The sequence below is a fragment of the Thermotoga sp. 2812B genome, assembly GCF_000789335.1.
GTDB classification, from domain to species: domain Bacteria; phylum Thermotogota; class Thermotogae; order Thermotogales; family Thermotogaceae; genus Thermotoga; species Thermotoga maritima.
Window position 1 is genome coordinate 1288705 of sequence record NZ_CP003408.1, and the last position, 14028, is coordinate 1302732.

A 14028-nucleotide genomic window follows, 5' to 3' on the forward strand; every position below is an offset into this window, starting at 1 on the left:
CATATCACCTCATTTTTCTATTTCCTTCAGAGCTTCTGCTCCCGTAACGATCTCTATGAGTTCCTGGGTGATCGAAGCCTGACGCGCTTTGTTGTACGCCAGTGTCAGCTCCCTGATCACTTCCTGGGCGTTGTCTGTGGCGTTCTTCATGGCGTTCTGTCTTGCGTAGTATTCTCCTATCTTCGTCTGAAACATGAGTTCCATGAGTGTGGCCGAGAGATAGTAATGAAAGATCAGCGGAGCAATTTGCTCTAGGCGTGGTTCGTATTCGAAGTCTTCTCTCTTTTTTTCTTCCTTTTTGATGGGAAGAAGTTCGTGCACTTCTGGCTTCTGGATGAGAACGTTTTTGAAGCGGCTGAAAATCACTCTAACTCTCGCGGGTTTCCCATCGAGAAAATTGAGAATATCTTCCACGATCGTAGAGCCGTTTCTAAAGTCGGGTATTTCGTAGAATCTGTCGTACATTTTCAACACTTTTCCGTCCTTGAAATGGTTTATGGCTTTGAGGCCCACGAGTATGAGTTGTGGATCCCTGGATTCGGAGATCACTCTTTCTGCCTCTCTCAAGATTTCACTGTTGAAGGAACCACACAGTCCCATATCGCTTGTTATCACCACGATCAGGTCTCTGTTCCCTTCTTCAAAAAAGATCGGATCGAGAGATTCCGCTGGAACCAGCGCCCACAATCTTTTCACTTCGTCGTAGAAGGGCTTGAATTTTTGATACTCCGACTCTATTTTTCTCACCTTTGCGCGCGCTACCATCTCCATAGCGCGCGTGATCTTCATCAGTGATTGTGTTGCGTTTATCTTTCTCTTTATCTGTAGCATTCGACCTCTACTCATTGCACATCACACCCTGAAAGTGGTTTTGAATTCTTCAATGGCTTTCTTGAGTTTTTCCTCCGTTTCCGAAGTCAGTTCTTTCTTCGTCTTTATGTCGTCGAGGATATCCTGGTGCTTTTCGTGCATAAATCTGAGAAATTCCTTCTCGAATCTTCTGACTTCTTCCACCGGGAGATCATCGAGGTATCCCCTGACACCTGCGAAGAGAACAACGACCTGCTCTTCAACGGGCATAGGACTGTACTGTTCCTGTTTCAGAAGTTCCATGAGCCTCTGTCCTCTTATGATCTGGGCTCTGGTAGCTGGATCCAGTTCTGTGGCAAACTGAGCGAACGTTTCGAGTTCTCTGTACTGTGCAAGATCAATTCTCAACATACCGGCGACCTGCTTCATTGCTTTTATCTGCGCAGATCCTCCAACCCTGGAAACGGACAGACCAACGTTGATGGCGGGTCTCTGACCGGCGTAGAACAATCCGGGCTCGAGGTATATCTGACCGTCAGTGATGGATATCACGTTCGTTGGAATGTAGGCGGATATATCGTTCGCCTGAGTTTCAACGATGGGTAGAGCCGTGAGGGATCCTCCACCGAGTTTGTCGTTCAGTCTGACGGCCCTCTCAAGGAGTCTGGAGTGTAGATAGAAGATGTCCCCAGGATAAGCCTCTCTTCCCGGGGGCCTTCTCATGAGAAGTGAGAGCTGTCTGTAGGCGACGGCGTGCTTCGAAAGATCGTCATAGACCACGAGGGCATCCCTTCCGGAATATGCGAAGTACTCTCCCATGGCACAGCCCGCGTACGGTGCTATGTACTGGAGAGATGCCGGGTCGGAAGCGGAGGCCACAACCACCGTTGTGTACTCCATGGCTCCGTACTGTCTGAGTTTATCGATGATCCTTGCAATAGCGGACTTTTTCTGACCTATCGCCACATAGATACAATACACACCCTGTCCCTTCTGATTGATGATGGTGTCTATAGCGATGGCCGTTTTTCCCGTCTGCCTATCTCCTATGATCAGCTCTCTTTGGCCTCTCCCGATGGGAATCATGGAGTCGATCGCCTTTATTCCTGTCTGGAGAGGTGTATCGACGGGTTTCCTGTAGATGACACCGGGGGCTTTTATTTCTATCGGTCTGAAGTTCTTTGCGTTTATTGGGCCCTTTCCATCGAGCGGTTCTCCGAGCGGATTGACCACCCTACCGAGGAGCTCTTCTCCAACCGGTACTTCTATGATCCTTTTCAATCTTCTGACGGTGTGACCCTCTTTTATATCTTTGTATTCACCGAGTATGATGATACCAACGTTGTCCTCTTCCAGATTGAAGGCGACTCCTTTGACTCCAGTTTCGACGAATTCCACGAGCTCACTCACCATCACTTTATTCAACCCGTACGCACGGGCTATACCGTCTCCAACCTGGATGACCTTACCAGTGTCTTCGAGATCGATCTTCTCCTCGAAACTTTTTATCTTCTCTTCGAGAACCTTCGTGATTTCTCCAGGATTTATCCTCAACTCATCTCACCCCTTTTGAGGGCTTCTCGGGCGATTCTTTTCAGTCTGCCCTGAACCGTCGTGTCCAGTCTGAATCCCTCGAATTCAACGAGAGCACCCGCTATGAGAGATTCGTCGATGGAAATATCGAAAACAGGATCCCTGAGAGCGTACTTTCTGACGAACTTTCTGAGGAGAGAAAGTTCTTCATCTTCTGGACTGTGGGCTATCGATAAACTCGCAGGAACTTTCTGTTCCGACAGGATCTTCTCGTACTCGAACAGATCCCTGATGTTTCTCAGAAGTTTCTGTCTTTTTCTCTCAAACACGAGCGTTAAAAATCGTTCCTGAAACTCATCCATTTCCTGGCCGAAACTTTTCATTATCTCTTTTATGAGAGAAATCTTCTTTTCTGGTTTCAAGATGGGATTGTCAAACAGTTCCCTGCTTGATTCGTAAATCTGGCACACAAGATCCAGGAATCTCAGGTATTCCTCTTCTTTTTCTTTTTCTATTGCAACGTTTAAAAGTGCTCTGGCGTACCTTCCCGCCACCGCAGAGAACCTCATGACTTTTCTATCTCCTCTTTGAGGATTTTGACGAGATACTCTCTTTTTGCTCTTTCATCCTGAAACACCTTTTGGAGAAGCTTGGTAGCGAGTATCACGGAGAGTTCCGCTGCTCTTTCCTGAACCTGTTCCAGAGCCTTTTTGTATTCAACTTCTATCTGTGTTTTTGCGGACTCTACGATGTTCTGCGCTTCTTTCTTTGCCTTTTCACGAGCTTCTTCAACGATCGCTTCGGCTTCTTTTCTGGCACTTTCTACGATTTCGTCTGCTCTCTGCCTTGCTTCGGAGAGAAATCTCTCGGCTTCAGATCTCATCTTTTCGGCTTCTTCTTTCAACTGCTCAGCGCTTTTCAGGTCCTCTTCCACCTTTTTTCTTCTCTTCTCTGTCATTTCAATGAACGGTGTGTAGAGGAATTTGTTTAGAAAATACACCATGAGAACGAAGAGCATCAGCATTGCCGCTGAGGTCCAGTTTATCTCCAGAAAGCCCAAAGTTCTCCCCTCCTCACACCACGAGGAGGATCATGAAGGCTATGAGAAGAGAGTATATACCCGTTGTTTCGGCAACGGCGTCGGCAAGAAGCATCCTCGTGGTGATGGTACCGACCATTTCAGGTTGTCTCGCCATGGCGTCCATTGCGTGAGCTCCTATGTTACCTTCTCCTATTCCAGGACCGATGGCTCCTATTCCCATGCAGAGTCCTGCTCCGAGATATTTTCCAAGAAGCGCCAGTCCCTGAGCGAGATCTCCAAGATTTTCCATCTTTGACCCCTCCTTACGAAAGTTGTGAACTGATGTATGCGACCGCGAGCATACTGAACACGAACGCCTGAACCAAACCAACGAAGATGCCGAAGAATCCCCAGAAAATGATGGGAGCGAAGAAGTACTTTGTCATGTAAGAGAGGATGTAAACGAGTATTGCTCCACCTCCTATATTACCAAACAACCTCAGAGAATGGGAGATGGGTTTTGCCAGCTCGCCGATGAGGTTTATAGGGAACATAACCGGATTTGGATAGAACCAGGACTTCAGCCACTCTTTGAATCCCTTGGACTTTATGGCGAAAGCATGGCTGATGATGAGAACCATAACGGCGTAGGTGAGATTGGTGTTCAGGTCTCCTGTTGGTGCCGGCCAGGTGTCGTTGAAGAGTACTACCTTTTGAACAGCACCGGTTTCATCGGCGACCACACTCACGCCCGGCACCGCTCCACCTATTATGTTCGAGATGGTGATAAAGAGGAAAAGTGTGGTTGCAACTACAAAAGTGGGTTTCACAAATCGCTTATCTGGGATCGATTCGTCAACGATCTCGTAAAACATCTCGAGGATCGACTCCATGAAAGCCTGCTTTCTGTTTGGAATCATTTCGAACTTTCTCAGTCTGTACGCGAGCACTATTAGAAAGATCGCTATAGCCGTTCCAACGATGATGGTCATGGGATTGATCCTGAATCCGTTTATATCCACAATCCATCTTTTACCGAGACCACCGAAGATCTCTTCCATGGGTGTCCGTTTCAGCTGTTGGATGTTCAAGATGGCAACGAGAACGTAGAGGGAAATGAAGACAACGAGAAATATTTTCTCTTTTTTTGAGAACGTGATCTTCAATCCGTCCACCTCCAGGCTATGAAAGAGACTATCTTCAAATTCATCAAACCGAAGAAAACTCCCAGAAGAGTTTCAAAAGACACAAGACCACCCAGAAGAAGAAGCGCCGCGCTGAAGGTGTATCTTCCCAAGTATCCAAAGACCCATCCCTTCGTGGTTCTCCTGGAAGCCATCTTCTCTATGTCGTTTTTCAAAGAAAAGAGATTCAGTACAGCTCCTGCACTTCCAAGGAGTGGGCCCCAGCTCTTTTCGAAACCGCTTATCAAGCCAAAAACAAATGCTTCAACCATTCCCATTATTATTATCGTCACTGCCATCTTTTTTGTTAACCTTTTCACTTTTATCATACCTCTCAGTTTCTTTCAAAAGAATTTTGAAACCGTTATAGAAACCTGAAACAATTCCTAAAATTATGAAAATAAACAGTAAAATCCCATTTTTGAAGGTCCATTTGTCCAGATAATACCCGATCAAAGCACCGACAACGATGTTCGAAGCCAGAGTCGTTATGAACATAACGACTATGTTGTATTTTCCAAAGTCCCTGAAAAGATTTCTGGAAATAGGCATCACCCTCCGCTCTTCACTGAAAGATGAAGATCGAAATCCTCTTCCGAAAAGACAGAGATCGGAAGTTTCAAAATAACACCAAAACTCTTTATTTTGAGATCTCTTCCACTCACCACAGTTGGCGGGGTGATATCCACATGTTTTCCCAAGTGTTCGAGTTTCATCGCCAGCTTCCCGGCTGTCATGTTTCCAAGTTCTCCTATCGCGCTCAGAGCGAGTTCATCGAGTTGATTGTATTCCATTCCACCCATCATAGCGGAAACAACTTTCAGTGCCGTCTCCGACGAAAAAGAATAGATCAGACTGCCTTCTATTCCACCTGTTATTCCAATGACGGTTACCAGCGAGTGGGGAATCTCTATGTGTGATACGGTGCTGGGTTTTCCTGTTTTCGGCTCTATCCCCAGAACATCTCTGATGGTTTCATAAACCGATCCAATGAGGGCGTTCACGATTCTTGCATCCACAGATAACACCTCCTCACGACCATGTTTTGCCGATGGTTACATCCACTTCGAGCGGCACTGAAAGCTTTACCACATTCGTCATTCTGTCTTTCACCAGCTCGACGAGCGCGTCCTTTTCCTCATTGGGCACTTCAAAAACCAGTTCGTCGTGGACCTGTATGATCATCTTCGATCTCATTTTTCTTTCTTTCAGTTCCCTGTCTATTTCTATCATAGCCAGCTTTATTATATCCGCTGCTGTACCCTGTATGGGAGTGTTTATGGCAATTCGTTCTCCTTCAGCCTGTGTGTTCCTGTCCCGGGCCATGAGCTGTGGTATGTCTCTTTTTCTTCCAAACAGCGTTCTAACATAGCCTTTTTCTTTCGCTTCCGATACGACCCTCTGAATGTAATCGCGCACCTTTGGGTAGAGGACGAAGTAGTTGACGATCATCTTTTCTGCTTCTTTCACAGGTACTCCAAGCCTCACAGACAGACCGTAAGGTGTTACACCGTATATGATGGAAAAATTAACCATTTTACCAGCGCGGCGCATTTCTTCGGTTACTTCTTCGGGTTTCACGTTGAATATTCTGGAAGCTGTTAGAGTGTGGACGTCGATGCCCTCTTCGAATGCCCTCAAAAGATTCTCATCACCACTGAGATGGGTAAGAATCCTCAGTTCTATCTGGGAGTAGTCGGCGCTGACGATCCACCAGTTTGGATCCTGAGGAACTATCGCTTTCCTGATTTCTTTTCCCTCTTCGCTTTTCGTCGGGAGGTTCTGAAGATTTGGATCGCTGCTGCTGAGTCTTCCAGTGGCAGTCCCCGTTTGATTGAAAGAAGCATGAATTCTTCCGGTCTTTGGGTTGACCATCTTGGGGAGGGCGTCTATGTAGGTTGATTTCAATTTCTGTATCTTTCTGTATTCGAGAATCAGAGGAATGATTTCGTGTTCACCGGCAAGTTCCTCGAGGACTTCTATGCGTGTTGAGTAGTCTCCCGTTTTCGTCGTTTTACCACGTGGTTTTATGCCGAGTTTTTCAAAAAGGATCCTTGAAACCTGCTTCGGTGAGTTTATGTTGAACGGCTCTCCAGCTATCCTGTATATTTCCTCTGCCAGTTCTTCGAGTTTTTTTCCGTACTCTTCTGAGAGTTTCTTCAGGAACTCTGTGTCCACGTACACACCGTTCAGTTCCATCCGTGCAAGCACGCTCACAAGAGGCATTTCTATCTTGTAGAACACGTTCTCCAGATCTGCCTCGTGGAGTTTTAAGCTCAGGATCTTGTAGAGTCTGTAGGTGATGTCTGCATCTTCACAGGAATAGTTCGCTGCTTTTTCTACAGGAACATCGGCAAAACTGAAACCAAACAGCGGAGAAGAGAAGGACATGAGTTCCTGGTAAGAGGTCATTTTGTATCCAAGAAATTTCAATGCGAGATCGTCCAGATTGAACTTCTTTTCGTTCGGCTCAAGAAGGTAAGCCGCTATCATCGTGTCGAAGTGAGGAGGGACAGGTTCAACACCCTTTACCATCAACACCTTGTAATCGAATTTCAAATTCTGACCAACGATCTTTGCTCCGGGGTCCTCCAGGATTTCTTTTAGCTTTTTCAGAACTTCTTTTTCATCCAGGTTCTGGGCGTTTCTATGATGGAGTGGTATGTAGTACGCTTCCTTTGGTTTGAAAGACACAGAGATACCGACAATGTCGCAGTCGAAAGGATCGAGGGAAGACGTCTCAAGATCTATGGCGAACGAAGGGGATTCTCTCAGTTTCTCTATGAGTTTTTCAAATTCCACCAGGTCTTTCACTATTCTGTATCCAACGGGTTCGGATTCCTCGTACAGTTGAAGTTCCTTCATGATGGATGCGAATTCCAGTTCTTTCAAAAGTGGTAAGAGTTTTTCTCTGTCGTAACCCTGGTAGCGGAGTTCTTCCCAGTTTATTTCAATGGGAACGTTTGTTTCCAGAATCGCCAGCTTTTTGCTGAGAATGGCGTTTTCTCTGTCTCGAAGCAGGGCTTTTCTCACCTTTTGAGGAAGTTCGCGAACATGATTCAGTATGTCTTCGAGGTCTTTGTACTTCTCTAGAAGCTGAACAGCAGTCTTTTCACCTATCCCAGTTACACCGGGGATGTTGTCTATTTCATCTCCGGTTAGAGCCAGAAGATCCGGGATCTGCTGGGGTTCAACACCGTATTTTTCCTTCACCTTCTGCGCATCGTAAAGTTCCAGATCGGATATCCCTTTTACGATTCGCCACACCTTGATCTTTTCGTTCACAAGCTGAAGCATGTCTTTATCTCCGGTCACTATGAATATTTCATCAAAAAGCGGAAGCCCCTTCACAGCCAGAGTGGCAATTATATCGTCCGCTTCGTATCCTTCTACCTCCAGCACTTTCATTCCAAGGGCTTCGACCAGCTTCTTTATGTACGGAAGCTGCTGAATCAGGAGATCCGGAGTCTTTGGTCTTTGAGCCTTGTAAGTCTCGAGGAGCTTGTGTCTGAAGGTGGCAGCTTTTTTGTCGAAAGCCACAGCAACGTAGTCTTTTCCGACAATGATATGGTCTTTGATGAATCTCACCAGCATCCTCGCCACACCGTATGTGGCGTTTGTGGGAATGCCGGTGGAAGTAGAAAGCGATCTATCGAGCGCATAGTACGCTCTGTAGGCCAGAGCAGTTCCATCAAAGAGAAATAGTCTCGCCATTTTTCTCCATCTCCCTCAGCTCTTCAAGGAATCCCACAGCTCTTCTCAAGTGCGGTATCACGATAGAGCCACCAACCACGAGGGCGATGTCAAGGGCTTCGAAGATCTCTTCGTCGCTCGCTCCTTCCTGAACACATCTCACAAGGTGGTACCTTATACAATCATCGCACCTGAGAACCGTGGATGCTACGAGCCCCATCAGTTCTTTGGTCTTTACATCGAGTTTCCCGGGCCTGTAAACGGCGGAGTCGAGATTGAAGAATCTCTTCGTGTTCAGAGTTCCACGGGATAACACCTTCTCGTTCAGCTCTCTTCTTGTTTCCACAAACTTTTTGTACTCCACGGCTTTTCACCTCAACTTCACGAAGAGTTCCACTTCGTCCGTGATAACCCCGTCTATTTCTCTGCGTATCTTTCGATAAATTTCCGGATCGTTCAGCGTCCAGACAAAGATCACGATTCCTTTTTTTCTGAAACTTCTCAAAACCTCTACTGCGTATTCTAATTCGAACGCCTGGTACGGTACGTGGAGCGAATAAGGACGTTCTTTTTCTACTCTCTCGACAAAGTTTTCTATACTTCCGTAGTTCTCTTCATCTATCAGATAGCCGTATTTTGTCCCCTTGAATTTCTCATCGAGCAGGTCCAGATCGAAAGAAGAGAATATCAGATTCTTTCTTTTTTTCGAAATTTCCAGAACGACGTCTGCCGCTTCCCTTTCTTTTATCTCGATGTTAATTATTTTATCATCAGAAATGCTTTCGAACACTTCTTTCAAAGTGGTTATCTTTCCATCTGTTAATTCTTTCAGCTCAGACACAGTGGCATCTCTTATCTTCACGTCCAGTCCAAACAGTCTTTTCAAATCTTCGTCGTGTGAGACAACAACTTCTCCATCTTTTGACAGTCTCACGTCCAGCTCCACACCATCTGCCCCTGCCTCCACCGCTTTCATAAACGCTTCGAGGGTGTTTTCAAGGTATTTCGCAGAGTACCCCCTGTGCCCCAGAACGATCACTGTTTCATCTCCTCATAGACTCTATAAACGTGCTTCACAAATTCTTCTACACCGTTTTTCCCTTCGACGATGAAAAGCCAGTTTTTTCTCCACCAGGCGATGATCTTCTTTCCGTTCGATACTGTGGAGAATTTTCCCATGTTGGGCAGGTCCAGAACACTTCTTATGGACACAAACCCGGCTCTGCCGTTCAATTTCTTCCAGATCTTCTTCGCTTCTTTGCCTTTGTAGACGTAGAGGAAAACAGGGCCATACTCCGTTTCAAAAACCGCAACTTTGCCCTTCATTTCCACGTCTCCATAACTGTCTATCTCCTTCACATCCGACAATCTGTAATCTCTGGTCTCCAGAACGAAGATGGCTGTATCCAGAGAATAGGCCTCCGGTGGTACCACTATTTTTATCAACGTGCATGAAGAAAGCATCAGGAGTACAACAACGAGAAACAAAGAACGCCTCACTTTTCATCCTCCCCTCCTATTTTGAGAAGAGCAAGAAACGCTTCCTGCGGTATGGTGACCTGTCCGATTTCCCTGAGTTTCTTTTTACCCTCCTTTTGTTTTTCGAGAAGTTTCATTTTCCTCGTCACATCTCCACCGTAACACTTTGCCAGAACGTCTTTTCTGAGGGCTTTTATGTCCGCTCTTGCTATTATTCTGCCGTCAGCCTTAGCTTGGATGGGAATCTGGAACTGGTGTCGTGGAATCAAATCTTTCAGTTTATCCACCATCTTTCGAGCTATCTGGTACGCTTTCGAGCGATGTGCTATGAACGACAGTGCGTCGACGGGTTCTTTGTTTACGAGTATGGTAACCTTCACCAGATCGCTCTTTCTGTACTCTTTGAACTCGTAATCCATGGAGGCATAGCCTCTGCTCACCGCTTTCATCTTATCGAAGAAATCGTATATTATCTCGGCAAGTGGAGCGTCGAATTTTAGAATGACGCGGTTTTTTCCTGCATTCTCGGTTATTCTGAGTTCCCCTCTCTTTTCATTTTGAACGAGATTTATTATCGCTCCGATGTATTCGCTCGGTGTTATGATCGAAAGATCAACGTACGGTTCGTACGCTTCCAGTATCTCGCCTTCATCGGGAAATTTGGAAGGATCCGTGATCTCTATTTTCTCACCGTTTCTGAGCTTCACCCTGTATCTAACGTTCGGTGCGGTGAGAATGACAGCGAGATCGAACTCTCTCTCTATTCTTTCCCTCACCACTTCCATGTGGAGAGGTCCCAGAAAACCACATCGAAAGCCAAAACCCATAGCTGGGGACATCGTGGGTTCGAAATACAGTGCGGAATCGTTGAGTTTCAGCTTTTCGAGAGCTTTTCTGAGTTCTTCGTAGTATTCGGGAAGCCCTGGAAACATCCCGGCGAAGACCATCGGTTTTATCTCTCTGTATCCCGGAAGAGCTTCATCTACCGGATCGTTCGCCGATGTGATCGTATCTCCCACCCGCGCGTCCGACACCTCTTTTATCCCTGCGATGATGTATCCCACTTCGCCCGCACTGAGTGAATCCACCGGTTCCATCTCCGGCAGAAACACTCCTACTTCCTGGACTTCGTAGACTTTTTTGTTGGAGAAAGTCATTATTTTATCACCTGGTTTCACCTGACCATCGAAGAGACGAACGTGTACGATCACACCTTTGTAGTTGTCGTATTTTGCGTCGAATATAAGTGCCTTGAGTTTGCCGTTGATGTCTCCCTTCGGAGGAGGAACTCTTTTGACGATGGCTTCGAGGAGTTCTTTCACACCCGTTCCTTCCTTGGCGCTGACGAGCAAGATTTCGTTTTCGCTTACACCGAGAAGGTCCTTTATTTCAAGGGCAGTTTCCTCTATGTTTGCATTCGGAAGATCGATCTTGTTGATCACCGGAATTATCTCCAGATCATGTTCTATGGCAAGGTAGGTGTGGGCAACCGTCTGGGCTTCCACTCCCTGCGTTGCATCAACGAGCAGTATGGCACCTTCACAGGCCGCCATACTCCTTCCCACTTCGTAAGAGAAATCCACGTGTCCCGGTGTGTCTATTATGTTTATTTCATAGGTGTTTCCATCTTCTGCCGTGTACATGACTTTCACCGGCTGGGCCTTTATGGTAATTCCTCTTTCTCTCTCTATATCCATCATGTCCAGGTACTGCTCTCTCATTTTTCTTCTGTCCACCGTATTTGTGATTTCAAGAATCCTGTCCACCAGGGTTGTCTTTCCATGATCGATATGCGCTATTATGCATATATTCCTGATCAGGTCGGGTCTGTACACTCCTCGATCACCTCCGGAAAAATTAACCTCTCTTTTGAATTTTACCATTTCGTTTTTTCATAGAGAGTGTGATATACATTCATGAGGAGGTGATAACGTGAAAAGAATCGACCTGAACGGTTTCTGGAGTGTTAGGGATAACGAAGGGAAATTTTCGTTTGAAGGGACTGTGCCAGGAGTTGTCCAGGCAGATCTGGTCAGAGAAGGTCTCCTTCCACACCCGTACGTTGGGATGAACGAAGATCTCTTCAAGGAAATAGAAGACAGAGAGTGGATCTACGAGAGGGAGTTCGCGTTCAAAGAAGATTTGAAAGAGGGGGAACGTGTCGATCTCGTTTTTGAAGGTGTCGACACGCTGTCGGATGTTTATCTGAACGGTGTTTATCTTGGAAGCACCGAAGACATGTTCATCGAGTATCGCTTCGATGTCACGAACGTGTTGAAAGAAAAGAATCACCTGAAGGTGTACATAAAATCCCCCATCAGAGTTCCGAAAACTCTCGAGCAGAACTACGGGGTCCTCGGCGGTCCTGAAGATCCCATCAGAGGATACATAAGAAAGGCCCAGTATTCGTACGGATGGGACTGGGGTGCCAGAATCGTTACAAGCGGTATCTGGAAACCCGTATACCTCGAGGTGTACAGGGCACGTCTTCAGGATTCAACGGCTTGTCTGCTGGAGCTTGACGGGAAAGATGCTCTTGTGAGGGTGAACGGCTTTGTATACGGGGAAGGAAATCTCAGTGTGGAAGTTTATGTGAACGGTGAAAAGATAGGGGAGTTTCCTGTTCTTGAAAAGAACGGAGAAAAGCTCTTCGATGGAGTGTTCCACCTGGAAGATGTGAAACTATGGTATCCGTGGAACGTGGGGGAACCGTACCTGTACGATTTCGTTTTCGTATTGAAAGATTCAAACGGAGAGATCTACAGAGAAGAAAAGAAAATCGGTTTGAGAAGAGTCAGAATCGTTCAGGAACCCGATGAAGAAGGAAAAACTTTCATATTCGAAATCAACGGTGAGAAAGTCTTCGCGAAGGGTGCCAACTGGATTCCCTCAGAAAACATCCTCACGTGGTTGAAAGACGAAGATTACGAAAAGCTCGTCAAAATGGCAAGGAGTGCCAATATGAACATGCTCAGGGTATGGGGAGGAGGAATCTACGAGAGAGAGATCTTCTACAGACTCTGTGATGAACTCGGTATCATGGTGTGGCAGGATTTCATGTACGCGTGTCTTGAATATCCGGATCATCTTCCGTGGTTCAGAAAACTCGCGAACGAAGAGGCAAGAAAAATTGTGAGAAAACTCAGATACCATCCTTCCATTGTTCTCTGGTGCGGAAACAACGAAAACAACTGGGGATTCGATGAATGGGGAAATATGGCCAGAAAAGTGGATGGTATCAACCTCGGAAACAGGCTCTACCTCTTCGATTTTCCAGAGATCTGTGCCGAAGAAGACCCATCCACTCCCTATTGGCCGTCCAGTCCATACGGCGGTGAAAAGGCGAACAGCGAAAAGGAAGGAGACAGGCACGTCTGGTACGTGTGGAGTGGCTGGATGAACTATGAAAACTACGAAAAAGACACCGGAAGGTTCATCAGTGAGTTTGGATTTCAGGGTGCTCCCCATCCAGAGACGATAGAGTTCTTTTCAAAACCCGAGGAAAGAGAGATATTCCATCCCGTCATGCTGAAGCACAACAAACAGGTGGAAGGACAGGAAAGATTGATCAGGTTCATATTCGGGAATTTTGGGAAGTGTAAAGATTTCGACAGTTTTGTGTATCTGTCCCAGCTCAACCAGGCGGAGGCGATCAAGTTCGGTGTTGAACACTGGCGAAGCAGGAAGTACAAAACGGCCGGCGCTCTCTTCTGGCAGTTCAACGACAGCTGGCCGGTCTTCAGCTGGTCCGCAGTTGATTACTTCAAAAAGCCAAAAGCTCTCTACTACTATGCGAGGAGATTCTTCGCTGAAGTTCTACCCGTTTTGAAAAGGAGAGACAACAAAATAGAACTGCTGGTGGTGAGCGATCTGAGGGAGACAAAAGAAGTCTCTCTCAGGCTTGCGGCCTATGAGAAGACGGGAGAAAAAGTATTCGAAAAGACTTACAGAACGGTACTCCCAGCAGACGGCGTGAGTTCTGTTGATAGAGTAGAGCTACCCGATGATCTTTTCTTCTTCGTTGAGGCAGAAGCGGATGGGGTTAAATACAGGAACTACAGGGTTTTCAGAAAGTGGCGCGATCTGGAACTCCCAGATCCGGAGATTTCACTTGAGGACATGGGAGAGCTCATAGAGCTGACAGCGCAGAAGCCAGCTTTTGGTGTCAAGATTCTCTCTGATGAAGTACCTGAAGACGATTTTCTGTTCCTTGAACCGGGAAGGAGCATCACGCTAAAGAAACCAGATGGAGTGAGAGGAGTGAAATCTCTGTTCGATTACCTGAGATGACGAAAAGCCCCTTCGGGG

The 14028-nt window shown here is 46.5% G+C and carries 15 protein-coding genes; 1 reads left to right on the forward strand and 14 read right to left on the reverse strand.

The genetic code is table 11. From position 1 onward, the window contains the following. Nucleotides 1-9: 9 nt before the first annotated feature. From atpG to lepA, 14 genes are read right to left on the reverse strand one after another with little or no spacing between them, the layout of a single operon-like run. Complete coding sequence (gene atpG / locus T2812B_RS06540) at nt 10-831, reverse strand: ATP synthase F1 subunit gamma (protein WP_008194881.1); 822 nt, start codon at nt 829-831, stop codon at nt 10-12. 21 nt (nt 832-852) lie between these two features. Next, nucleotides 853-2364 (reverse strand): F0F1 ATP synthase subunit alpha, encoded by a 1512-nt coding sequence (atpA, locus tag T2812B_RS06545; RefSeq protein WP_004082064.1) that lies wholly within the window; start codon nt 2362-2364, stop codon nt 853-855. Beyond that, the gene (locus T2812B_RS06550; RefSeq protein ID WP_008194884.1) at nt 2361-2912 is read right to left on the reverse strand and encodes a F0F1 ATP synthase subunit delta; all 552 of its coding nucleotides are present in this window, start codon (nt 2910-2912) and stop codon (nt 2361-2363) included. Before T2812B_RS06550 ends, atpA begins: the two co-directional genes overlap by 4 nt. Then, nucleotides 2909-3403, reverse strand: a complete 495-nt coding sequence (atpF, locus tag T2812B_RS06555) for a F0F1 ATP synthase subunit B (RefSeq protein WP_008194886.1) — start codon at nt 3401-3403, stop codon at nt 2909-2911. The genes T2812B_RS06550 and atpF overlap by 4 nt, the downstream gene beginning before the upstream one ends. 13 nt (nt 3404-3416) lie before the next feature. Next, a complete protein-coding gene (locus T2812B_RS06560) occupies nt 3417-3674 on the reverse strand; it encodes a F0F1 ATP synthase subunit C (RefSeq protein WP_004082074.1) in 258 nt (85 codons plus the stop codon). Between the two features lie 13 nt (nt 3675-3687). Further along, entirely contained in the window at nt 3688-4530 is an 843-nt protein-coding gene (atpB, locus tag T2812B_RS06565) for a F0F1 ATP synthase subunit A (RefSeq protein WP_008194890.1), read from the reverse strand. After that, a complete protein-coding gene (locus T2812B_RS06570; RefSeq protein ID WP_038051016.1) occupies nt 4527-4877 on the reverse strand; it encodes an ATP synthase subunit I in 351 nt (116 codons plus the stop codon). Before T2812B_RS06570 ends, atpB begins: the two co-directional genes overlap by 4 nt. Next, the gene (locus tag T2812B_RS06575; RefSeq protein WP_008194894.1) at nt 4813-5100 is read right to left on the reverse strand and encodes an AtpZ/AtpI family protein; all 288 of its coding nucleotides are present in this window, start codon (nt 5098-5100) and stop codon (nt 4813-4815) included. Before T2812B_RS06575 ends, T2812B_RS06570 begins: the two co-directional genes overlap by 65 nt. Continuing rightward, nucleotides 5100-5567: a chemotaxis protein CheX gene (locus tag T2812B_RS06580; RefSeq protein ID WP_004082082.1), complete on the reverse strand. Its 468-nt coding sequence runs from the start codon at nt 5565-5567 to the stop codon at nt 5100-5102. The genes T2812B_RS06575 and T2812B_RS06580 overlap by 1 nt, the downstream gene beginning before the upstream one ends. A gap of 13 nt (nt 5568-5580) precedes the next feature. Next, nucleotides 5581-8262: a DNA polymerase I gene (polA, locus tag T2812B_RS06585; protein ID WP_008194896.1), complete on the reverse strand. Its 2682-nt coding sequence runs from the start codon at nt 8260-8262 to the stop codon at nt 5581-5583. Next, nucleotides 8240-8605, reverse strand: a complete 366-nt coding sequence (locus T2812B_RS06590) for a carboxymuconolactone decarboxylase family protein (RefSeq protein WP_008194899.1) — start codon at nt 8603-8605, stop codon at nt 8240-8242. The genes polA and T2812B_RS06590 overlap by 23 nt, the downstream gene beginning before the upstream one ends. 6 nt (nt 8606-8611) lie before the next feature. Beyond that, nucleotides 8612-9280, reverse strand: a complete 669-nt coding sequence (locus tag T2812B_RS06595; RefSeq protein ID WP_008194900.1) for a glycerophosphodiester phosphodiesterase family protein — start codon at nt 9278-9280, stop codon at nt 8612-8614. Continuing rightward, nucleotides 9277-9741 carry a DUF3242 domain-containing protein gene (locus tag T2812B_RS06600; protein ID WP_008194903.1) on the reverse strand — a complete coding sequence of 155 codons (465 nt, stop codon included), beginning with the start codon at nt 9739-9741 and terminating at the stop codon, nt 9277-9279. The genes T2812B_RS06595 and T2812B_RS06600 overlap by 4 nt, the downstream gene beginning before the upstream one ends. Then, nucleotides 9738-11555, reverse strand: coding sequence for a translation elongation factor 4 (lepA, locus tag T2812B_RS06605; RefSeq protein ID WP_008194905.1), 1818 nt, complete (start codon nt 11553-11555; stop codon nt 9738-9740). The genes T2812B_RS06600 and lepA overlap by 4 nt, the downstream gene beginning before the upstream one ends. Nucleotides 11556-11652: 97 nt before the next feature. Here lepA and T2812B_RS06610 point away from each other — a divergent pair, with 97 nt between their 5' ends. Next, nucleotides 11653-14010: a glycoside hydrolase family 2 protein gene (locus tag T2812B_RS06610; RefSeq protein ID WP_008194907.1), complete on the forward strand. Its 2358-nt coding sequence runs from the start codon at nt 11653-11655 to the stop codon at nt 14008-14010. The last annotated feature ends 18 nt before the right edge of the window (nt 14011-14028 follow it).